The organism is Chryseobacterium limigenitum, assembly GCF_900114875.1.
Lineage (GTDB): Bacteria > Bacteroidota > Bacteroidia > Flavobacteriales > Weeksellaceae > Chryseobacterium > Chryseobacterium limigenitum.
This window is the reverse complement of the sequence record NZ_FPKW01000014.1, coordinates 1-21,355: the sequence shown is the minus strand read 5'-3', so window position 1 is coordinate 21,355 and position 21,355 is coordinate 1. Positions and strand designations below refer to the sequence as shown.

19 protein-coding genes and 13 tRNA genes are annotated in these 21,355 nt (G+C 33.3%); 1 reads left to right on the top strand and 31 read right to left on the bottom strand.

Annotation, left to right across the window (positions count from 1 at the left end):
• Positions 1-68: 68 nt before the first annotated feature.
• From BT156_RS15500 to BT156_RS15390, 25 genes are all read right to left on the bottom strand, one after another.
• Positions 69-632 (bottom strand): metallophosphoesterase, encoded by a 564-nt coding sequence (locus tag BT156_RS15500; protein WP_072411380.1) that lies wholly within the window; start codon positions 630-632, stop codon positions 69-71.
• A 56-nt stretch (positions 633-688) separates the two neighbouring features.
• Positions 689-1,702, bottom strand: coding sequence for an RNA ligase, Rnl2 family (locus tag BT156_RS15495; protein WP_072411379.1), 1,014 nt, complete (start codon positions 1,700-1,702; stop codon positions 689-691).
• A 12-nt stretch (positions 1,703-1,714) separates the two neighbouring features.
• Entirely contained in the window at positions 1,715-2,086 is a 372-nt protein-coding gene (locus BT156_RS15490; RefSeq protein ID WP_083582368.1) for a cyclic-phosphate processing receiver domain-containing protein, read from the bottom strand.
• An 11-nt stretch (positions 2,087-2,097) separates the two neighbouring features.
• Complete coding sequence (locus BT156_RS15485) at positions 2,098-2,874, bottom strand: ATP-grasp domain-containing protein (protein WP_072411378.1); 777 nt, start codon at positions 2,872-2,874, stop codon at positions 2,098-2,100.
• Between the two features lie 24 nt (positions 2,875-2,898).
• Entirely contained in the window at positions 2,899-3,711 is an 813-nt protein-coding gene (locus tag BT156_RS15480) for an ATP-grasp domain-containing protein (protein WP_072411377.1), read from the bottom strand.
• 99 nt (positions 3,712-3,810) lie between these two features.
• Complete coding sequence (locus BT156_RS15475; RefSeq protein WP_066751873.1) at positions 3,811-4,296, bottom strand: ribonuclease H-like YkuK family protein; 486 nt, start codon at positions 4,294-4,296, stop codon at positions 3,811-3,813.
• Between the two features lie 120 nt (positions 4,297-4,416).
• Positions 4,417-4,489 (bottom strand) — tRNA-Gln (locus BT156_RS15470).
• 94 nt (positions 4,490-4,583) lie between these two features.
• Positions 4,584-4,656 (bottom strand) — tRNA-Phe (locus tag BT156_RS15465).
• An 85-nt stretch (positions 4,657-4,741) separates the two neighbouring features.
• Positions 4,742-4,815, bottom strand: a tRNA-Leu gene (locus BT156_RS15460).
• Between the two features lie 144 nt (positions 4,816-4,959).
• A tRNA-Glu gene (locus tag BT156_RS15455) sits at positions 4,960-5,032 on the bottom strand.
• 168 nt (positions 5,033-5,200) lie between these two features.
• Positions 5,201-5,287 (bottom strand) — tRNA-Tyr (locus BT156_RS15450).
• A 181-nt stretch (positions 5,288-5,468) separates the two neighbouring features.
• Positions 5,469-5,550, bottom strand: a tRNA-Cys gene (locus tag BT156_RS22185).
• 170 nt (positions 5,551-5,720) lie between these two features.
• Positions 5,721-5,792: transfer RNA gene (locus tag BT156_RS15445), tRNA-Asn, on the bottom strand.
• Between the two features lie 100 nt (positions 5,793-5,892).
• Positions 5,893-5,964, bottom strand: a tRNA-Pro gene (locus BT156_RS22180).
• Positions 5,965-6,032: 68 nt separating this feature from the next.
• A tRNA-Asp gene (locus tag BT156_RS22175) sits at positions 6,033-6,104 on the bottom strand.
• Between the two features lie 7 nt (positions 6,105-6,111).
• Positions 6,112-6,185 (bottom strand) — tRNA-Arg (locus BT156_RS15440).
• 95 nt (positions 6,186-6,280) lie between these two features.
• Positions 6,281-6,354 (bottom strand) — tRNA-Lys (locus tag BT156_RS15435).
• Between the two features lie 100 nt (positions 6,355-6,454).
• Positions 6,455-6,528 (bottom strand) — tRNA-Ile (locus BT156_RS15430).
• Positions 6,529-6,624: 96 nt separating this feature from the next.
• Positions 6,625-6,697: transfer RNA gene (locus BT156_RS15425), tRNA-His, on the bottom strand.
• 854 nt (positions 6,698-7,551) lie between these two features.
• Positions 7,552-8,574, bottom strand: a complete 1,023-nt coding sequence (locus tag BT156_RS15415; protein ID WP_072411375.1) for a tetratricopeptide repeat protein — start codon at positions 8,572-8,574, stop codon at positions 7,552-7,554.
• Positions 8,567-10,282: a hypothetical protein gene (locus BT156_RS15410; RefSeq protein ID WP_072411374.1), complete on the bottom strand. Its 1,716-nt coding sequence runs from the start codon at positions 10,280-10,282 to the stop codon at positions 8,567-8,569. Before BT156_RS15410 ends, BT156_RS15415 begins: the two co-directional genes overlap by 8 nt.
• Entirely contained in the window at positions 10,272-12,665 is a 2,394-nt protein-coding gene (locus BT156_RS15405) for a hypothetical protein (RefSeq protein ID WP_072411373.1), read from the bottom strand. Before BT156_RS15405 ends, BT156_RS15410 begins: the two co-directional genes overlap by 11 nt.
• Positions 12,656-13,399 (bottom strand): hypothetical protein, encoded by a 744-nt coding sequence (locus BT156_RS15400; protein WP_072411372.1) that lies wholly within the window; start codon positions 13,397-13,399, stop codon positions 12,656-12,658. Before BT156_RS15400 ends, BT156_RS15405 begins: the two co-directional genes overlap by 10 nt.
• The gene (locus BT156_RS15395) at positions 13,372-14,505 is read right to left on the bottom strand and encodes an AAA family ATPase (RefSeq protein ID WP_072411371.1); all 1,134 of its coding nucleotides are present in this window, start codon (positions 14,503-14,505) and stop codon (positions 13,372-13,374) included. The genes BT156_RS15400 and BT156_RS15395 overlap by 28 nt, the downstream gene beginning before the upstream one ends.
• 196 nt (positions 14,506-14,701) lie before the next feature.
• Positions 14,702-15,343, bottom strand: a complete 642-nt coding sequence (locus BT156_RS15390; RefSeq protein ID WP_228430161.1) for a hypothetical protein — start codon at positions 15,341-15,343, stop codon at positions 14,702-14,704.
• 406 nt (positions 15,344-15,749) lie between these two features.
• Here BT156_RS15390 and deoD point away from each other — a divergent pair, with 406 nt between their 5' ends.
• Positions 15,750-16,460: a purine-nucleoside phosphorylase gene (gene deoD / locus BT156_RS15385; protein ID WP_072411370.1), complete on the top strand. Its 711-nt coding sequence runs from the start codon at positions 15,750-15,752 to the stop codon at positions 16,458-16,460.
• Between the two features lie 57 nt (positions 16,461-16,517).
• On the opposite strand, the gene BT156_RS15380 is transcribed toward deoD, so the two are convergent.
• The 6 genes from BT156_RS15380 to BT156_RS22385 all read right to left on the bottom strand — a co-directional run.
• Positions 16,518-17,303: a TatD family hydrolase gene (locus BT156_RS15380; RefSeq protein WP_072411369.1), complete on the bottom strand. Its 786-nt coding sequence runs from the start codon at positions 17,301-17,303 to the stop codon at positions 16,518-16,520.
• A 61-nt stretch (positions 17,304-17,364) separates the two neighbouring features.
• Positions 17,365-18,015: a hypothetical protein gene (locus BT156_RS15375; protein WP_072411368.1), complete on the bottom strand. Its 651-nt coding sequence runs from the start codon at positions 18,013-18,015 to the stop codon at positions 17,365-17,367.
• A gap of 1 nt (position 18,016) precedes the next feature.
• The gene (locus tag BT156_RS15370; RefSeq protein WP_072411367.1) at positions 18,017-18,730 is read right to left on the bottom strand and encodes a DUF434 domain-containing protein; all 714 of its coding nucleotides are present in this window, start codon (positions 18,728-18,730) and stop codon (positions 18,017-18,019) included.
• Between the two features lie 560 nt (positions 18,731-19,290).
• Positions 19,291-20,301 (bottom strand): DUF2931 family protein, encoded by a 1,011-nt coding sequence (locus tag BT156_RS15360; RefSeq protein ID WP_228430159.1) that lies wholly within the window; start codon positions 20,299-20,301, stop codon positions 19,291-19,293.
• Between the two features lie 70 nt (positions 20,302-20,371).
• The gene (locus BT156_RS15355) at positions 20,372-20,986 is read right to left on the bottom strand and encodes a hypothetical protein (protein WP_139255496.1); all 615 of its coding nucleotides are present in this window, start codon (positions 20,984-20,986) and stop codon (positions 20,372-20,374) included.
• A gap of 63 nt (positions 20,987-21,049) precedes the next feature.
• A partial coding sequence (locus BT156_RS22385) for an integrase core domain-containing protein (RefSeq protein ID WP_228430156.1) occupies positions 21,050-21,355 on the bottom strand: 306 nt, incomplete at its 5' end.

The window sequence follows — 21,355 nt, the reverse complement described above, 5'->3', positions numbered from 1 at the left end:
AATAAATGATAATTGGTAAATGATAAATGATCTTCACATTACTCATTGCCAATTATTTATTACTCATATTAGCTTCTCGGCGCAAAAGGCGGTGTCCATTTTTTCTTCTTCATCAATTTCTTGACTTCTTCGTAAGATATTGGGCAAAAATTATAACAATCTACTCCAACATCAATGCTTAAAGCCATTTCATCATCCGGTAATGTTCCGTGAGAATGCCCGTAGAGTTGCCAAACTCCGCGATGTGAACCATTCCAGGTGCGCATGGCGTAATGAAAAAGAATGATTTTTTGTTTGCCGTTGTCATTCTCCGGTTCATCAATTTTTAATTCGTGATAATCTCTTACTGAATCAAATCGTTTAGGATATGCCAATGCCGCACCTTCATGATTGCCTTTTATTAAATGGATATTTCCGTTCAATCTATCCAAAATTTCTTTAGTAAAATCCGGTTTTCCTAAACTCACATCTCCTAAATGGTAGACCGTATCATTGATACCAACTTTGTCATTCCATCTTTTGATGAGTTCTTCATTCATTTGTTCCAAAGACTCAAAAGGTCTTTCGGAAAATTTTATAATATTTTCATGACCAAAATGATGGTCTGCAGTAAAAAATATATTGGGTTTCATTTTTTTAATTTGTTTTTAATATTTACATAAAAAGTTTCGATAATAAATTACCGAAACTAAACTTTAAGAGTCATCAACTCTTCTTTTATAAAATCAATTACTAAAGAATTCAATTTTTTATTGATTCTTTTTTGTTCAGCTTTTTCTATAGTTGCGAAAACTTTCGGGAAATCTTTTTCGAAATCCTCCAAAATGTCCTGTGAAAAAAGGCCAATCACTTTGCCAATCATTCTGGGTTCAAATTCACCGATCTTGCTGACAACGTTATTCAATCTGTTTGCGGTTGCATATTTTTGGATTTCTTCCCAAATATTCTGAGCATTTTCGCTAAAATGAACTTCCTTTTGATTAGGTCTGTCTTTTTTAACCATTTTAGATTTTTCGATCCATTTCTCATTTTTATTTTTTAAAATGATTCTTGAGCCGTTTCCAAAATATTTGGTTTTCAATGTTTTGACAATAGTTCCTTCACACATATTATTCTCGATTTCAGGTAATCCCAACCAAGCCGGAATTTTAGAATCGAAAACATTAGGAAATTTCAGAGCATCTTCCAAAGTCCCTTGAAATAAGATTTTTGCATAGAAAAATCCGGTTTCTTCGAAAATTTGGTTGACCAAATCTGTATCCAAATAAGTAGTGCCATTCAACTTAATATCAAATCCATAAAATTCATTGTAAGGTGCATAATCAATACCTTTTTGTACTTTCACAGCATCCTTTACAGCTTCTACTTCTTTATGTTTGTAACCACCCCCGAACAATTCTCCGTAGATTACTACAGTTTCCAAATCCGGGAAAATAGTTTTCACTCTTTGGAACACATTAATGACATTTTTTCTGTAACGTTCTAAAATTTGATGGGCGTTATAGAATTTTTCATCCTTTTCGATGAAAGCGGTTCTTTTAGCTATCTTAATTTCCTTTCCATCGGTAAAGAAAGAGAAATTAGCACCGTGAACCTTTTCCTGGACGATGAAAACCTCATCTCCAAAACCCCGCAACCTGATCTGATCGATCACGCGGGCCTGGTAAGCATTTTCTATAGAGTTATATGTTTTGAAAATCATTTTTTTAAATTTTTAATAGTTTTTGAAATTCTTTAAAAGTCCTTCAATATTTTCCTTTCCAACAGGATTCATTGAGTGGCAGTAGAATTTTGGCAAGTCTAAATAGTTATCCATGCAATATTCTACCAACCATTTTGCACAATCGTAGCCTGTCTTTTCAACCAATTCCTGAGAATCCGGTTCAAAATAATGTTCATCGGCAAGGTCGTGGTCAAAAGAAATCATTTCCGGAAGTCCTTTTTCCAAAATCCTGTTGACAAACTGTTCGTAATTTCGAACGATATGCCAATCTTTTCTGAGGAAAATATCCTGTTTTGTATAATGATACGCCTCGATCGGATATCTTATATCATCCAGAAATAGTAATCTTTTTGTAAGTTCCATTGCTATACTTTTTAATTGGAAAAGTAAACATTCAATGCCTTGATAATACTTTTCACATTGGTATTTGGATAAAATCCGGAGCTGTTGATACAATTTATTTCAACAATTTTCCAACCTTCATCCGTTAAACAAATATCCATTACAAAGGCTTCTTCAAGATTGAAAAGTTCGATCATTTCATTAGCGAAACTCAATCCGTCTACTGAAACTTTTTCTTCGAAAGGCGCATTATCATTAAATTTATAATATCCTGCATCGATAATCTGTCCGCCAACAATCCAAAGTCTAGCTTCTTTAATCGTCCGTTTTGCTTCCGAAATCTGAACCAGAGAATCTTCTGTAATTCTGTTGAATTTATTTGCCAGTGATTCAAAAACGAAATCTTTCCATTCCGGTTCGCTGAAAACTTTTCCTGTAAAAATTTTAGCTTCGTTGTAAGGTTTAATAAATTTGAGTTCATCATTTTTCCAGATCAATTCTTCTGAAATTTTGTGAACGGAAACTTTGTAATTGAGAAGGTTTTCACCATAATATTTAGAATATACTTCATACATATGATTACCTCCGTAAAAAGAACCGGGAAACCAGTCTGTATTTTGTTTTGCCAATCGTGCAATCGTCACCGAGCCATACACGAAAACATCTTTTCTGTATGTTTCGAAATCAATTTTTTCTGCGGTTGGAGGAATATTAATTACATTATAATCAATATTTAACTCTTCAAAGGCATCAAAAATTTTGTAATGATCGGGATCTAAATATACATTAGCCTGAACTAAAAAATACATGGTTATTAGTTTTTATGGTTCTTTTTATTTACTCTTTACAATACTTGATAATTCCATTTTTGCATCTTCAGGAAACCCTGAAAGTCCCGGAATATCGTTGTATTCTAAAATAATTTTTTCTCCGTTTTCTGTTTCCAGAACATCAATTGCAACAATATCTGCTTTGATGTTTTCCTGTAATAGTTTTACTTTTTCTATCCATTCTTTTTCCGGCTCGATGAGTTGATATTCTTGGGTTAAAGAATTAGCTTTCCAATATTTGCCCTTTCTTTTCATCGCCCATACTTTATCATTTATAGCCAGATACCGAATGTCATATTTATAGTTAATAAATTTCTCTGTCGTCACATAATCCTGATGGATAAACAGTAAATCTTTCAGTTCTTCCCAGTGTTCATCGGTAGACACCAGACTTTTCCCGTATCCACCGTGATGATTTCCAACTTTAACCACAAAAGGAAACTGCATTTCCATATTTTTCAGTTGAGTTGTATTGGTTGCTACATTAAAATCAATAACAGGTAATCCAAGTTTTTTCAACCTATTTAACATCGATAATCTTTCATAACCCATTAATAATGTTGAAGCTGAATTCACACAAGGAATCCCAGAATATTCAATTAATTCCAAAATATTTCTGTGTTTAGCTTCAGGATTTACAGCTCCCAATCTCCAAAAAATAACATCCGGTTTGCAGACACCATCAGCATCAATTACGTACAATTCAGCATCTTTTACGATAAATTCTGAATTCTGAACTTTCTTCTGAACTACATTAAATCCTGCAAAATAATTGCTCCAGTATTTTTCTCCGTTGATGATTAAAATTGTTTTCATTTTTTTTATTTTTTTTGGATGGAAGTTGGAAGCGGGATGCGGAAGTTAATATCATACTGTTAAAAACTTCAAGCTTCTCACATCCCGCTTTCCTCTTTATTACACCATCATATCAGCACAATTGGAACTTGCAAATGCATAAGGTTTTGCTTTAAACACATATCCCATTCCCAGAATATATCCCATTGCATCTTTCAAAGCAACGTTGGATTTAAAATCAGGATCCGTGTTAATGTCTGCGTGTACCTCCATTTCCACATCATAAGTTTCCAGAATAGAGCAAATTGCATAGGCGATTTCTACGGATTTGTTGACCTCGTTCAACATTCGCTCTTTGATACTGATATTCTGTATTTCTCTTTCTTTTCTGATAAAGGTAAACGCTCCTTTTCCTTCACGAATAAAGACCACTGCCGTAGCATAATTAATGGCGTCACCATAAACGTGGGAGTCTGAACCCACACACACTTTAAGTCGGTGTCCATTTGCCTGTTCGCGGATGATGGCTTCTTCTACCAGCTGTGTGATAGAATGTTGGAAAAATTTTCCTGTCATGTTTTGCCATGTTTGTTGTTGCGTTTCCATTTTTTCTACATGTTTAAGTTTTATACTTTTTATAATTCATAAATGATCATTGATAAATGATTTTTACTTGCGGTTGCTTTTCTAATTTCTAACCTCTAGTTTCTAATTTCTATTTTTCTGTTGATTCATCAGGACTTGAACCTGAACAACAAGAGTCAAAGTCTTGTGTGCTGACCAATTACACTATGAATCAGTTTAATTATAATTGATAAATAATAAGTGATAAATGATATTTTTCCACTGCAAATTCATTATTTATCATTAATGAATTATCATTTATCTTTCTGCGGAACAGACAGGAATTGAACCTGTACCTTTAGTTTTTCAGACTAACGTGCAGACCTTCTACACCACTCTTCCAAAATTTTTTGTAAATGATAATTGATAAATTATAAATGATACTAACACTATACTTTATCATTGATGATTTATCAATTATTGCTTGTACGGGAAAAGGGACTCGAACCCTCAAAACCTTGAGCCTAAATCAAGTGTGTCTACCATTTCCACCATTCCCGCAAGTTTTTATAAATGGTAATTAATTAACTATCATTTATAAGATTAGGTCTGAGAAAAACTTGTCTATATTTATAAAACTATGCCTGTTATATTTGTAAAGAACTTCTGCGCTTGACAAACTTTTCTCTTTCCATTTAAACCTAGTACTCTATAAGGGAATCGAACCCTTATTTTCTGCTCGAAAGGCAGGCGTCCTGAACCGTTAGACGAATAGAGCATTTTTCTTGTCAATAGTCAATTTACTTCGTAGTCAATCTTTACATTCACTTGCATAGCAAAATTCACTATTCACATTTCACTTTCTTTGACCATCTGACTAGGAATCGAACCTAAACAACAAGAGTACATTTCCTGCATGCTGCCATTACATTATCAGCGGTTTTTGTGGTGGAAGTAGTAGGATTCGAACCTACTCAGCAATGAAGCAACAGATTTACAGTCTGCCCCGACTCTCCAACTTCGGCGTACTTCCTTTTTTATAAATGATAATTGATAAGAGATTAATGATTTTCATTCTAACTTCTAATCTCTAACATCTAACTTTTTTTTGTGAAGAAAAACAAAGCCTGTCATTATTTTTTAGTTTGATATAAGAACTTCTTCGCTCGACAAACTCTTTTTTTCTTCGGAACTAATCTCATTTTAGTTATTTGAGATGGTTATGGGATTCAAACCCACTCAGTTTTCACAACGGTTTTGCAGACCGCCCCGACTCTTCCACTTCGGCGAACCATCGTTTTTTTTTACTAGTTGTTGGTTGCTAGTTGATAGTTTTTAGATAATATCACATCTCTAATTTCTAATAAAAAATAAAGCCTGTCTTAATTTTTTGTTTGATATAAGAACTTCTTCGCTCGACAAACTTTTTATTTTTCTCTTTGAAACAATTAACATTTAGTTAGTTGCGATTCTGGAAAGATTCGAACTTTCAACTTCCGGTTTAACAGACCGGTGCTCTACCATTGAGCTACAAAATCATTTTAATTTGTGAATGGTCAATTGTCAATTCGCTTTTGCTGTCAATTTTTAAAATTCACTTGTGAAACAAAATTCACCATTGACTATTCACTTTCTTCGTCTGGAAAGCAAGATTCGAACTTGCGGCCTCCCGCGTCCAAGACGGGTAAACAACCACCGTTATCTTTCCAGTTTTACAGATTCATTTCAAAATTCTTTTCCGAGAGACAGTCGGATCGGAAATTATCCATGAACCTTTGCGGTCTATGCGAGAATCGAACTCGCAGTGCCTGAGCGACAGTCAGGCAGGTTAGCCATTACCTCAATAGACCTTTTTTGTGATTCCGACAGGACTTGAACCTGTAACCCTGGGTTTAGAAAACCCATGCTCTATCCAATTGAGCTACGGAACCATAGTTATATGAATAGTGAATTGACAATTCGCTTTGCTCGTCAATTTTAAATTCACTTACGAAGTAAAATTCACCTTTGACCATTCACTTTTTAGTAACCCCAGAAAGATTTGAACTTTCAACCCCCGGTTTAAAAGACCGGTGCTCTAACCATTTGAGCTATGAGATTGTTTTTTAATTTGTGAATAGTTAATTGTCAATTCGTCTTTCTTGTCAATTCTTAAAATTCACTTGTGAAACAAAATTCACCATTCACTATTCATCTTTTGTAATCGCAGAAGGACTCGAACCTTCAACCTTCGGCGTATCAGACCGATGCTCCAACCAATTGAGCTATGCGATTGTTTTTAAACTTGTGAATAGTTAATTGTCAATCACTTCGCTTGTCAATTTTAATTCACTTATGAAATAAAATTCACTATTGACCATTCACATTTTTGGGTTTCTCCGGGGATCGAACCCTGTTCTCCGGTGCCACAGACCGACGCTTTACCAAATAAGCTAAAGAAACCATAAAAAAAGCGCCTCTTTTTGGGAGGCGCTCTATATTTTGACGTATCAGTTCATTAACTGACGCATTTATATAAGCACCTTTTATCCACAAATTCACTATCAAGAATACATGCACATCCCATCGGCTCTTGTCCGTGTAGTCTTGAATACTGATTAGATATGTTATGTAATTGTTTCATTATATTCTTGTTATGTTAAAAAGTTTTTGAAATGTTGAAAACTCTGTTGCTTTCAATTTTCGGTTGCAAAGTAAATGTGATTTTTTTTAACTTGCAAATTTATTTTTACTTCAACTGACTGAAAATCAATTAATTAAATTTAAAATTTAGAGTAGAGAATTTCTGTCCGTACTATTTTACAGATATCTTAATTACCTAAATGACTGTCTCTCATTGGGTTTACTTATCACGCTTATTTATCGTATTAAATGTTCATTTTTGATTAAATAATTTTCACTTTTATGGTTATTTTTTTTCATTCTAAATAATTTCTGACCTAAAAACACAAAAAACGCCTCGATTGTCGAAGCGTTTTTGTGGTATTTTGATTAAATTTTTACGAGTTTACAGTAAATAATTTCCAAAGCAAGCACATTTCGCTTCATTCCATATCATCCATTCATATCCAAACGATCCCTTTATTGACAGGCGATCGCATAGATTCAAACTGATATGTGCTCTTTGTTTTGTCATAATTTTGTTGTCGCAAAGATAAATCTTTTTATTAATTTGTTGATAATTTTGTCATTACTAGAAGCAAAACGCCGAGGCAATCTCAATAAAAAACAGGTTATTTTGATATAGATTGCTTCACCTTCGGTTCGCAATGGCGGGAATTTACTATTTAATAATCATCAATTTCTAAACATTTTATTTCTCCCAGTTTTAAATCTGGAAATATCTTTCAGAATAATTTCATCTTTTGGGTTAAAATGTTTCAGCTCATTGACAATCTCGGAATGGGTATTTACTTTTTCTGCTATAATTTCGTAAGCTATATTTCTTGTTGTTGACTGCAGTTTTTCATCTTTTTTAAACTCATACTTCAAGGCTTCCAGATAAATATTCTTTTTATCAGATGGAGTTTTCTTATATAAATTTTGAATTTCGCTGTCCAGTTTTTTCACATCAAAAATATTAGCGAAATAATTATTAAGGCAATTGAAAGCATCTTTATTTTCCTCCCAACCTTTTAATAAAATCTGTTGAGCAGCTTCCGGTGTTTCCATTTTTTTGCGATAAATTAAAGAAGCTTTTACCATCTGATTATTGTTTACATAATCATCAACTACCATTTGATAATAGGTATGCGCATTTTTTATATCATGAATTTCAATGTACAGATCGCCAACTTTTTCTTTTTGTTCTAGTTCTTTATACAAATCGATAGCTTTTCTGTATTGTTTTGCTTTTTCATAACAGTTTGCAGCTTCAGATTTATTTTTTAATTTTTTAAGATAAATTACAGCTGCTTCATTATAAAATCCGCCATCTTCCAATGTTTGAGCGCCACGATAATGATCACGAAGAAGATTCATGTACACTTTTGCTGCTCTTTTGTAATCTTTTTCGTCGATATATTTTTGTGCCAGGTCTTCATATTTACTTCTAATCTTGTCAAAAAGTGAATTTTCCACATAAAAACTTCCACCTCCAGCTCCACCTCTACGGCCGGATGCTTGTTTTTCTTTTTCCTTGTCTTCTAAACGGATCAGGACAATGAAAATGATGAAAGCAACGATCGCAAAAATCACTAAAGTCCCAATAACACTCCAAAAACTCTGATGAAAAAGCTGCGCCAAAATCCCTATAACCTTGATGATCACCAGAATAAAAAATGCCGCCATGAATTTGTCTATAAACTTCTGCCTATTCATCTTTATCTGATTTTAAAATAGTTTTATCTTCACTGAAAAGCCTGTAAAGAAGCAATACAACTCCAATAATGAGAAGCCAGACAAACCAGTTGTAGCCGAACATTTCGATCAAAGGGTAGAAAATATACGCTAACAAAGCGACAAGCACGATAATTAGAAAAATTTTAATTCCACTTGGGACATTATCACCTCCAATATTTAAAGATTTTCTTTTTACGATAAAAGAATACAGCCCGACAACTCCCGTCATGAAAATTATTAACCAAATAATTTCAGAAAAAGAAATGTCATATTTTGAATAAGGTTTTTCTTTTTGCAATGTCTCCACTTTTTTGGCTTTATTCGGATCAATTGGTGGTTCGATGTATTCTTTTGTTCCATAAAGTCGGCCTAAAGAATCTTTGATCAAAACCTGTTTCTTTTTCAAAATAGTTTTTACAATTCCCTGATCGGCTGGTTTTCCTGAGCTTATTTTGTTAAGAGAATCTGTGATTTTTTTCTTGTATTTTTCTTCGCTTTGAGCTAAATATTTTACGATTTTTTTGCTGTAAACTTTCTTTAATGAATCTTTTGAAACATCTGTTTTATCATTAAGTTTGAAAATTTCATCCTGAATTTTATTAATCGGTTTACCTCCATTCTTTAGATATTCTTCATAACTTCTTTTGTTATCCTGATCACTAAAACGTACTAATGCTTTCATATGTTCGTCCATCAACCCACGTCTTTCCCTTCCGTACATAGAATCGATCTTCATATCAATATCCGTAACACCGGATTGGTAGGCGACAATAGGATTCATCATATTTTTATCGACTTCAGAAACCTTTCCTGATGAAGGCATCGGAGGGTTTTGTACAGGTTTTTCTTTATTCAGAAAAATGAATAATCTAAACAGCCCGATCGCAATCAAAAACACAAAAAATATCCAACGGTATTTTTGAGAATAAGTAGATTTTTCATCATTTGAAGAATTTCCACCGAATAATTTACCTAGCCATGAATTCTGAAATTTAAATTTACCAAAACCGTCACCTCTGGAAGTTCCCATCACATCAAGCGGAACACCCAACTCTACCGCTCTGTCGGGATATTTTTCGATATAAATTAAATACTTCTCAACTTCTTTTTTGTTTCCTGCCATTACTTTTTTCAAGTCAAAAGGCAGGTTTTTCATCCATTCTTCCTCGGTCTGCGGTTTTTCAAGAGCTTCCAGAATTTTTTCATCATCCATTTCTACGGTATAGCTCTCAATTTTTTGAGGAATCTTTACACCATTTGATGGTTTTCGGACAACAATATTTGATTTTTCAGGATCTTGGATTAATGAGATCCAGTCGATTTGTTCTGATAACTTTACCAAACCAAATTCCGGATGCATAATGAGATAGTCAGCATCCATATTTTGCCAGTCTTCAGGATTTATTTTAGGATAGAAAATCGTGTTTTCTGGAATGAATAATTTATTATCAAAACATTGAAAATAAGAATTTTTTCCAATTTCGTTTGGAGCATTTTTATCAAAAATTAAAAAACATCCATACAAAATATTCGGTTCGTTGGAAGGAATCGGAAAAGACTGAATTTGCTCTAAATCAATTCCTAAAATTTCCATCTCGTGAAGCCAAATCGATGGTGAAGAACCTTTTATTAAAAGTCCTTTTTTAGGATAATTATTTTTCGGAAAAGGTTTAATTCTAAGCTCCATATTCCAAAATTTGATTGATAAATTTTTCGAGATATTCAGAGTACATATCTTCCATTTTTTTCACTTTCAATAACGTATTTTCGGGCAGATAATATTCTGATCCACCGAATTCTACATTGGTCGACAACGACAAGAATCCCTGTTCTGTGGATGGTATATAAAATGTTGGAATATTTCCGTTACTGCTTTTGAACGTCAACATTCCACGGGAATCGGTAATGATCTCGCTTCCATCGGGAAAAGTGAATTTATTTTTGTTTTGTTCCGCAAAAATTTTAATCTCAAACTTGTTTTTGATGAAATTTATTGAGTTTTCATAATTCTTGTTTAATTCATTTCCGGAAACGACTAAATTACCTTTTGTATTGATTCCAATTTTACTGAAATTACTTAAAATTTTAATTCCATTATAATTTAATCTTGAAATTTCTGCCAATGCTTTTGTATCATTTTTTTGAATTTCTGCATCGTTTTTTACAGATTCAATAGAGATATTTCCATCAATATTTATTTTGAAAATTGAAGGCACATCTGCATGAAATAAGTAAAAACTCCTGCCAAAATAAATCAATCTTGAATCTGCAGGAATATTCTGTCCCGTTACATTAAGATCTGAATATTCTTTAGTATTTACATTTAATTTAGAAATCAACTTTTTATCCGGTTGATATTGACAGAGAATGAACTGCTGTTGCTTATTTTTCGCCAAAGCAAACTGTCCTCGCGGTTTTAAAGAAATATTTTCAATCAAAACCTCACTTCCATGATATGTTTTATAATAATCGTAATAATCTCTATTGTAATAATTATCAGAAAGATAAGTTTTTAACAACTGCTTTTTATTGCTTAAAATGAAAAATTCTCCTTCATATAAAAATTGAGCAATTTTATGAGTCGGCGTTGGAAATAAAATCGGATAATTTAACGGAAGATCTGTTATTTTGCCACTTGACGAAGCATCATTATCTCTATTTTTTCTTCTCTGTGGCGGATTTGCCCATAATTCTTTTAAAGGAAGAACTATTTTCTGAACATGTTTTCTTGCTCCCTTGTGATGTTTATAGAAATTTAATTCTCCATCAGCCGAAGTGGTGACTAAAAATTTTAACCGGTCCCTATTTTCGTGAATCGTTCTCTGAATATTTTCGTTCATCAAATTTTCCTGATGGGTAATGAAGAAAACTTCCAGATCTTTTTCTTTATGTTCCTCCTGAAAAAATCTATCCAAAGCTGATGAAACTTCTAAAACCGGACTTACCTGATTTAAATTATCAACCACTTCTTCCACTTTATCTAAAGAAATCGCCACATTGGTCTGCCCTAAAGCAAAAACTTTACATTCAGAATGTGCTTTCGGATGTTTAATCACAGCGATGGCAGAAGCAAAAGCTAAAACCTTTGGCGTTCCCCAATTTTTAAGGGAAGTATCAATTAAAATTATTCTTTCAAAAATATTTTCCTCGGGCGGAATTTCACGCTGAATATACAAAGCTTCATTATTGGCAACCCTATTCATGAAAACCTCATCTTCATTGGCAAATTCAGATAAAAGCATTCTTGATAATTCTCCTTTGTTGGTCATATCAGAAATACCTCCAATTGGCTGTTCTCCGGGAGAAAGATGCCTCATAGGAATTTTAAGACCGCTCCAGATTCTTTTGATCAAGCTCCCAACCTGAAAAGTTTTTGGATCTTCGATGAGTTCCTGAATAAAGTCTTTATTGTTTTCAATAGTGGTTTCCTCTTGTATAACTTCATCCTCCAGCTCGGGAATATCATTAAAACCTTTCATAGCTTCGATGATTATGGCTGCTGCAGGAAATTTTCTGTTTAAAGATGCTAAAATTCTCAAGTCACTCGAAAATGTACCCACCGTAAGAGCAATTTTCTGAGCAGAGTTGGCTATTTTTTGTGGATTTCGTAAATATTCATTTAATATATATTCAGATTGCTTTACTGAAACCGCGTCAAATTCATTGCTAAATATTGTCTGTAAAAGAAGAATTCTATTTCTCCCTTTTTTATAATTGTTGGGTAAAGATTTTAGTGTTTCTAAAAATTGAAATGCCGGTTTTATCCAATCTCCAACATATTTCTGCATTGTCAATGGATTTTTTCGCATTTCGATTTTAATACCTTTTAAATCTAAATACCCTTCATTTGTTGCATATAAAGCTAATAAAAGAGGATTTAAAGCAGGTAATCCTATTAATTGAAATTCCTTCAAGACCTCAATTATATAAGCCCTATAAGCAATTGTACCTATATTTGGAATCGAAATAAGATTATTTTCATTATATCCAGTATTATCAGGAACATCTTGATCAGTTGTCCATTCCCAGAAATAATTTTCATACGATTGGAAATATTGCTTTAAATCCATTCCTGTGCTTTTTCAGTGAGACGAAATGAACTTACAGACAGTTTTCGGAAATCATTTTTATTAATTGAAATATAAGTTCCGTCTTCATTCCACACAAGCCATTGGTCTAAACTTTCATTATACTTTTTTTGAAGTAATGAACTCAAATTTTTAAACTCAAAATCAAAACCTGTCGGCAAAAGATGTCCGTCTTTCGTCCAAAATGTTTTCCCAGGAAAACTTAATAAAGGAGTTCCGAGAAATAAAGCTTGATCTTCCATCACAATCCATTCAATTTTGTCTAATTTGAATTTTGGAGTCGCTATAATAAAGTCTTTAATTTTAGATATTGAACTTAATAAAGCTGTTGCAGAATGTTCTTCTTCACTTGATTTTAAGTTTACTTTTACTTTTTCATCAACTCCAAAAAAATTATGATTTGATGGTGGAAATGTTAAACGTAAAGCTTTATCAATTGGCAACCACAGCAAAGCCGTTCTCACCTTCTTAGTGGGAACCAAAGCATCTTTTCGGAAGAGTAATCCGTCTCTTAATTCATATAATAAAAAATTAGGCAATTGCTGAATTTCCGCAGAATCAGCTTGCTCATCGGTAAAGTTTTTCAACCAGATTACATCTTCTTCCAAAGCGATCTGAACATTTTTCCAGTCACGAATTGAACCCAGAAAATCTTCATCAGCTCGGGGAAGTTCTGCCCAAAATTCTTTTATACGGTTTGAAGAATCTTCTGCCATAGACTTTCAATTTTTTTTTGAATGTATTGTTTTTGTTCAGGATGTCTGATCCAGTCGCATCGGGTTTGGAGGTATCTTAATTTATCTTTAATCACATTTTGCTCTTCAAAACTTAAAGTACCGCCTTCCCATTTATCAATTAAGATCTTTACATCTTTCATGACTTCCTCCGGATTTGGGGTCTTGTTTTGCAAAGCCTGAGGATGAGACTTCGGATCTTCATCTTTTTCGATGGTTCTGTTGATAATTCCTTCCAGAATCTCGATCTGTTCTTCGGTGTCCCAAATGTGTTTTAATACCCAAAGATCAGAAAGTATTGCTTCATTTCTTCCACAAATTAAAGCACTTGCTGCAATTAAATTTTGCAGTTTTACGGCTCGACGGTCGGAAATTGCGATTCCTGTATTTCTAAGACTGATAATTGTATTTAAATAGACTTCATAAATCGGCTTCAAGTCAATACTTCTGCACAAATTTTGAAGTTCTCTGATCTCGTCAGAAAGAATTTCAGGAGTGTCAGTTTCAACATTATTTTCCAGTTTTCTTCCGGCTAAAAGTACTTGCTGAAGAAGATCCGGGTGTACATAATCGACATTTATTCTGATCAGAAAACGGTCGAATAACGCGTTCAAAGCTTCATCTTCAGGAAGAACATTACTTGCCCCCACAAACATTAATGCAGGAAGATTTTTTGTTTCTTTTCCTCTTTTGAAGATCTTTTCATTCAAAGCCATCAAAAGTGAGTTAAGAATGGCAGAATTGGCATTGAAGATCTCGTCCAGAAAAACCATTGACGCTTCCGGCATCATCCCTTCTGTGTTGGTTAAAAGTTCGCCATCTTTTAATTTTCTGATATCAAAAGGTCCGAAAATTTCGTTTGGCTCAGTGAAACGGGTTAAAAGATATTCAAAGTTTTTTCCGTCTTTCACGGTTTTTGCGAGTGTTCTTATAATGGCAGATTTTGCCGTTCCCGGAGGTCCGTACAAAAATGCGTTTTCTCGTGCTAATAAACAGATTCCTAACAGATCGACTACATCGTTTTTGCCAACGAAGGTGTCTTTTACGTAATTAAGAACTGTGTTTAATTTATTTATATTTTGAGTCATTGATTTCTCAGTTTTTATATTTTTTTTCTAATGTAAAGAGTGCTTTCTTTCCTGAATAATGCTTTTTTTAACGCAAAGCACACAAAGTTTTTTGACTACTAACTGTTTTTAAGTTCGCAAAGGCGTTTGACTACGTCGAATCTTCGATTTCACTCAGCAAAGAACACAGAGATTTATTCAATTATGTCAATTTTCTTTAACTGTTTACATTTTTTAATTCTCTCCAGAATACGTCTTTATGCATACCAAATTCTGCAATCAATAATTTGTTAATAAACGGAATTTCTGCCAATTTATATGCTTTCTTTTCTACAATTCTTTCGAGATATAGTTTTCGATAGGTTTTGTCTTTTAATTCTTCTTCCCAATTTACTTTTTCTACATCAATTTCAGATCCGACTGCTGAATAATGAAATTGTGATAAAATATTTTCCAACATTTTAATCAAAGGATCTTCCGCATCTGCAATTTGTAATCCGTCAACAATTTGTGGTAAAAATCTTAATGATAAGTCTGCCGACAAAATTGATGAAACATCCCTTGTTCCTTTATATGGTGGAATTAATTGACCTAAATCCTTTGCTGTATCTCTACGAATCAAATACAATTGAGCACTGTGATATAATACTTTTCCTGCCCAAACTGCTGTTTCTTTATTACAGTTTATTTGATCTGATAAAAATTCCAGTCTTTCTTTTTCAAATTCGGTTTCAAAATAATCTGCAGCGTCTTGTTCTTCCTTTTTTGAAATTTCTTTTATATCTGAAAAAATCGTTATACATTCATCTTTTCGGAGAAGAAATAAAGTGTCTAAAAACGGGGAGGTGTTTTCCATCATCTAACAAAAATAAAAATATTATTCGTTATTGGTGAATTAAAAAAATATTAATATTCAATTTTAAATCTTGGGTTTTAACGCAAGGTTCGCAAGGATTTTGTCTATGATAGTTGAGAATATTTTTTATGCGTTAAAGCGTTTCGCTCACCAATATTTTTTTATTACTAAATTTTCATAAAATTGCTTCACCTTCGGTTCGCAATGACAAATTTTGAAAGAAAGACAAAGACCCTAGCCCCGATTGAAACGGCATCCTTTTCTGTTGCGGCCGGAGCGAAGCTGAGGCCGTAACAGAAAAGATACAGTGGAAAGCGGGAAATAGCTTCTGAAAAAAAATATTAAGCATCATACACTGACCATTCACTTTTCACAGATTTGCTATCTTTGTGCCATTCAAAATAAAATTATGAGTATTCACATCAGTGCAAAAAAGGGAGAAATTGCTAAAGTTGTATTGCAGCCGGGGGATCCGCTTCGCGCACAGTATATTGCAGAAAACTTTTTAGAAAACGCAAAATTAGTAAGCAAAACACGCGGTATTTTTTATTATACCGGCCTTTATAAAGGTAAAGAAATCACTGTAGGAGCCAGCGGAATGGGATTTCCAAGCATTGGAATCTATTCTTTTGAGCTGTACACAGAATATGAAGTGGAGACGATCATCAGAATCGGAACTTGTGGTGCATATACAACAGATTTGAAGACTTTTGATATTTTAAATGTTGAAAATGCAGCAAGTGAAAGTACCTACGCAAAATATGCATGGGAAATTGAGGATGAAATTCTTTCTCACCAGGGAAATATTTTTGACACCATTAATGCAACTGCGGAAGAATTAGCTTTAAAAACTAAAGCCATCAACGTTCACAGCAGTGATATTTTCTACAGAAAAGATCAGGCTGTTCCTGCGATTGCAACGAAATATAACTGTCCGGCCGTTGAAATGGAAGCATTTGGATTATATGCCAATGCAAAATATTTAGGAAAAAATGCCGCGACGATCCTTACGGTAACCGATATTATCCCGACTCACGAAAATATTTCAGCTGATCAAAGAGAAACAGCTTTAAAACCAATGATCGAACTCGCTTTAGAAGCTGCCTGGAAAAGCATCTAAGAGAAAAGCAATATTATAAAATAAAAAGAGCTTTACATTAATTTGTAGAGCTCCTTTTTATATTCTGAAAAATTTTCTGGCGACTTCGGTGGTTTCATCCGCGACCTCGGAAATGCTTATTTTCTTTAATTTGGCGATTGTCTGTGCAACATAAGGCAGGTAGGATGGCTCATTTCGGCGGTGTTGTGTTCTTGGTATGTTTTTCGGCAACATGAAAGGTGCGTCTGTTTCGATCATCATCCGGTCAAGCGGAATATATTTGATAACATCTTCCAAATGTTTAAACCTTTTATCATCGCTGATCGCTCCCGTAAATCCTAAATAAAATCCTTTATCCAAATAGGTTTTTGCTTCATTTAAAGTTCCTGTGAAACAGTGAATAACAGCTTCGGGAAGTTTTGAAAGATATTCATCCGTAATTTCATTGAATCTTTTAAAGGCTGATCTTTCGTGAAGAAAGAGAGGCTTATCAACTTCAATGGCTAATTCCAGTTGAGCGCCATAACATTTTTCCTGAATAGGTCTTGGTGAAAAATCGCGATCAAAATCCAGCCCGCATTCTCCAACTGAGATAACTTGGTCTTGTTTTAATAATTTTCGAAGTTCGCTGATGCTTTCATTATTAAAAGATTTTGCGTCATGAGGATGGATTCCTGCGGTTGAAAATAAAATTTTGAGATAATTTTCTGCAATCTCTGCAGATTCTTTGCTTCCGCGGACGCTTGTTCCTGTGAGGATCATTTGCTCTACTCCATTGTCCAACGCGCGGTTGATAATTTCTTCGTGTTCGTTGTGGAATTGTTTATTGGTCAGGTTAATGCCAATATCGATGTAAGTGTTCATATTTTAAAATTTTAGCTGACAAAACTAAAATATAAGTACGCAATCTTTTTACGTTGTAAAATTATTCATTAATAAAAATTTCTAAAAAACCAATCAATTGAGTTCCGCCGTGGCTCCATCGGATTCCGTGACCATCTTTTTCTCTTATTTCGTAGACCAGCTCGTGTTTGTAATGAAAGAAAACATTCCACCATGTTTGATTATTGATGATATAATTAATTTTCTCCATTACTTTTTGCTGTTTTTGTTGATTGTTTCCTTTTACTTCGCCCCAGAACTGATCATCGATTCTTCCAACATGCTTTTCCCAGGCACGTTGTGCAATGGTGATCTCATCATTAAAAAGTTTCTGACAACTTTCAATTAAAATATCCTTAGAAGGCGGAATTGCAGATTCATCCCGAATACTCGCTGAAGTTAGTCTTTGTCCTAAAATATCCAGCCAATATTCGAACGGAATTTCCTGTAATCTTTGCGTAATAACCTCATCCGAATCATTCGTTTCAAGAATATTGATGAATGTAGAGAAACTTTTATCACGGTCAATTTTTATTTCTTCATTAAAATAAGGCAAATCCCAATCTAAAGCTTTGTCTTTATATTTCTGAATATTTTTTGATAAGATTTCCAGATGTTCTGACGATAAAATCGGATAGTATTTTTCTTTCCAAGATGTTGACAGCAATGGAATATATTTTTCGAACAGATTCATTTTAAAACATTTTAATCAGATTATCAGAAAGTTTTTCTTCCTGAATTAAATAATCAATTACATTAAACCATTTTTTGCAGTGATCTAAAATCCACGCGTCGGAAGAAGCTATGATTTCGGCATTTTCTGCTAAAAATTTATCGGGATTGAATTGTAGATCAACTTCCCAATTGAGGTTATTTTCCTGAGCAAATTCGAGAATCATCTGTTTAATTCTCCCACTATTGGAGACGGGTTTATCGAAAATCCAGACTAATTTTTGAAGCTTTGCCTTTTGAAAAAAAAGAGCAACCAATTCTATAGATTTTTGTGTTTGATTCACTCTTTTATACGTTCCATGAACACCGGAAAGATCGCGATAACAGCCGTCAAGACCTTCAAAAATATAGGCTTCGGAAAGCAGACTTTCCAACAAAATCAAAATATTAAAGCCATCAAAATAAATGATCTTATCTTTTAAATATGAAATTTCAACTTGTTTTAATCTTCGATTTTGGATTTGATTTTCTGATGCTGAGGCACCACGCAAGGCCTGAATTTGTCGGGGTTTTAATCTATAATGGTTTCCTATCAATACAGAACCTGCCTTTTCAGCATAATCTCTGCTTAAAAGATAATTCATATCCTTAACCGCCAATTTTAATTTGTCAATTTGCTTTTCTGATCCGAATAGTGTGTCGTCGCCTGTATTTTTGCCGCGGTTTCTGTTGTTCATGGTCAAATGTAAAAATATTTATTTAAAATTTGAAGCATGAATTGTTGATAAAGATTATTAGGTTCTATTTTGTTTTAAAATAAAAATGAAAGAATATTTAATACAAAAAATACAGGAGCACAAAAATAATATATAGGATCATATTCTTTCAAATCATTATTTATCGCACTAAATACAATGTAAATAAAACAAATAGAATTTGAAACAAGAAAAGCATTCATATTATTCTTTCTATACATCCAGTATAATAAATTATCAACAACTAAACTATAAATTCCCATAATTGAAAAGAAGCAGAATATCGCCATAAAAATTATAATATCGGCTTGATTTTCATATTTATAGAGACTCATATGCAAAATGAATGACACTATTATTCCAATTAAATAAACGAGAATAGTTCTGATAATATTTTTTTTTAATTGTTTTACACATTATACTTTGATTACTTACCTATACTAGAAATTTTCAATAATTAGAAAATCAATCAGAATCTTAACGAATCTCTAGAATAAATGAAATTACTTTTTCAAAAATTTAAAATAATCAATACTTATGCTTTATTTATAACTTTCTTTATAATCTCCTGACCATTGATAGATACGAATGCTATCCGTTTCTAAAGGCTTTCCATTCAGTAAAATTTCAACAGAATTGTTATCTTCTGCAATCTTCACCTGCATATCGATCTTGCTTCCTGCTTTTTTAAATGCTTCATTGGTTTTTTCCCAATTGAAAAAAGCGCGGGCATTTAATTGCTGCTGCTTTTCTTTTCCCGTTTCCCAGGTGAACACCATTTCTCGTGGTATTGCCCTTTCTTTGTAAGGCATATCTAAAACCCAAGGCCGTAATGCCCCTTCTTTTTCTCCGTTATAAGTATAATTGAGAATTTCAAATAATCGAAATTTAGGATTTGTAGAGCTTACAACAGGTCGCCAATGATAACGTATTCTATAATCATCCCATTCTTTTGGACTTGCATCGGGGATAAAATATTCTTTTTGGAATTCAACATATTGTTCAGGACTTAAACGGTATGTTCGCAGATATTTTTCTTTGGCTTTGGCTATTTCTATAGGATCTGTAACAAGTTTTGCCTGATAACGACCCAGCTCAATACGTGTATTCCCAAAATTCAGCCATACCACAACCATACCTTTAGGAGCAAAACCAAAAACCAAGGTGGAAAAACTGTCATACGAGTTCACTCCATTGGAAGCCTCATATCCTCTGCCTAATCTTTTATATTCCTGAGTTTCTCCTTTCAAATCATCCCAAATAGAATACGCACGCTCCATATAGTCTTTTATTGTGTCCAAAGGAAAATCCACATTCAAGTGATAATAGGCATTTTCATAATCTGCATAATAAGTAATATCTGCCCCTATAGGTGTACCATACTGTTCCGTCCAGCTTTTACCAGAATCTCCCCATCTCCCGGAGGAGCTGCCATAAGGTAAGCCTGCATGGATTCCTTCTAACGTTTTGATATTATCAAATACAGGGGTGATATCATATTTATTATCAGGATGGGAGATTTCTACCTGAAAAGGCTGTTTTGCATCTTTCATTTTTTGACATTGTATGAGATTGACACATATTACAAAACAAAAGATGCGTTGCAGTATGTATTGTATTTTATTATCCATATTGTATATTTCTTGTACGTTCTTTAGCATTTGAGACTTTACCTACTCTCGGTCCATATCCTGTTTTGGTTGCACTGGCAGACCAGTGTAGATATTGGTTTCTCAGTATTTTAAGCTTTTCTAAATCTACAAAATCTTCATAATGTAAAGTCTTTATTTTTGAAAGATAATCCCCTGAAGAATTGCTTTGGTTATATTCTTCTATGTAGGTATTGCGTAATATACTACAGGCATTCATATAATTTTTCAATTGATTGTAGATTTCAGTTAAAAAAACATCAGAAATTTTATGCTTGTTAACACGTTTTTGTTCATACTTCACTCCAAATTGTTCTTGTTGTGAATAATGAAACATGGTATTCAAAGAAATTTTATCATAAGTACTAAAAAGTCTTCGTGTGCCCACTAATAGGTACTTCGTATTTACCCCATATTTATGTGGATAAGTAAACTTGTGCACTACAATCTCTTCCGGCTTATACCAACCTTCCTCTATAAGTATGTTTCTGAATCTTTCACAGTTTTTACCATCATTCTCATGTTCTTCATATAAATCTACTTTTTCTTCATTATTATTCACATAACAACCTCCGATATCAGAATGCACACCCGGTAACACAAATTGTAATCTGAACTTGCAACTATTTTTGAGACAAAATTTATATACTCTTTATGCTACATTTTTAGATTGATTAGACATTAAATTTTGATACTCTTTTATGGTTAAATTTCCTAAAGCCGAATGCCTTCTGTGAGTGTTGTAAAATGTTTCTATATATTCAAACACAGAGTTTTTAGCATGATCTCTAGTTTCATATTTATTTTGATAGACAAGTTCGGTTTTCAGAGTTTTGAAAAAGCTCTCAGCTACAGCATTGTCATAACAATTTCCTTTTCCGCTCATGCTTCGAGTAATGTTTTTTCCGACTATTGATGTAAATTCTGTACACGCATATTGTATCCCTCTATCTGAATG

Bases quoted from the DNA above. Each gene is read 5' to 3' on its own strand.
- BT156_RS15380 (WP_072411369.1), bottom strand. From the start codon at position 17,303: ATGAACACTTACATCGATATTGGCATTAACCTGACCAATAAACAATTC.
- BT156_RS15360 (WP_228430159.1), bottom strand. From the start codon at position 20,301: ATGAAAGATGCAAAACAGCCTTTTCAGGTAGAAATCTCCCATCCTGAT.
- BT156_RS15390 (WP_228430161.1), bottom strand. From the start codon at position 15,343: ATGATGGAAAACACCTCCCCGTTTTTAGACACTTTATTTCTTCTCCGA.
- BT156_RS15400 (WP_072411372.1), bottom strand. From the start codon at position 13,399: ATGGCAGAAGATTCTTCAAACCGTATAAAAGAATTTTGGGCAGAACTT.
- BT156_RS15415 (WP_072411375.1), bottom strand. From the start codon at position 8,574: ATGAATAGGCAGAAGTTTATAGACAAATTCATGGCGGCATTTTTTATT.
- BT156_RS15475 (WP_066751873.1), bottom strand. From the start codon at position 4,296: ATGGAAACGCAACAACAAACATGGCAAAACATGACAGGAAAATTTTTC.
- BT156_RS15405 (WP_072411373.1), bottom strand. From the start codon at position 12,665: ATGGATTTAAAGCAATATTTCCAATCGTATGAAAATTATTTCTGGGAA.
- BT156_RS15490 (WP_083582368.1), bottom strand. From the start codon at position 2,086: ATGGAACTTACAAAAAGATTACTATTTCTGGATGATATAAGATATCCG.
- BT156_RS15375 (WP_072411368.1), bottom strand. From the start codon at position 18,015: ATGAATCTGTTCGAAAAATATATTCCATTGCTGTCAACATCTTGGAAA.
- BT156_RS15485 (WP_072411378.1), bottom strand. From the start codon at position 2,874: ATGTATTTTTTAGTTCAGGCTAATGTATATTTAGATCCCGATCATTAC.
- BT156_RS15480 (WP_072411377.1), bottom strand. From the start codon at position 3,711: ATGAAAACAATTTTAATCATCAACGGAGAAAAATACTGGAGCAATTAT.
- BT156_RS15500 (WP_072411380.1), bottom strand. From the start codon at position 632: ATGAAACCCAATATATTTTTTACTGCAGACCATCATTTTGGTCATGAA.
- BT156_RS15495 (WP_072411379.1), bottom strand. From the start codon at position 1,702: ATGATTTTCAAAACATATAACTCTATAGAAAATGCTTACCAGGCCCGC.
- BT156_RS15395 (WP_072411371.1), bottom strand. From the start codon at position 14,505: ATGACTCAAAATATAAATAAATTAAACACAGTTCTTAATTACGTAAAA.
- BT156_RS15410 (WP_072411374.1), bottom strand. From the start codon at position 10,282: ATGGAGCTTAGAATTAAACCTTTTCCGAAAAATAATTATCCTAAAAAA.
- BT156_RS15370 (WP_072411367.1), bottom strand. From the start codon at position 18,730: ATGAACAACAGAAACCGCGGCAAAAATACAGGCGACGACACACTATTC.
- deoD (WP_072411370.1), top strand. From the start codon at position 15,750: ATGAGTATTCACATCAGTGCAAAAAAGGGAGAAATTGCTAAAGTTGTA.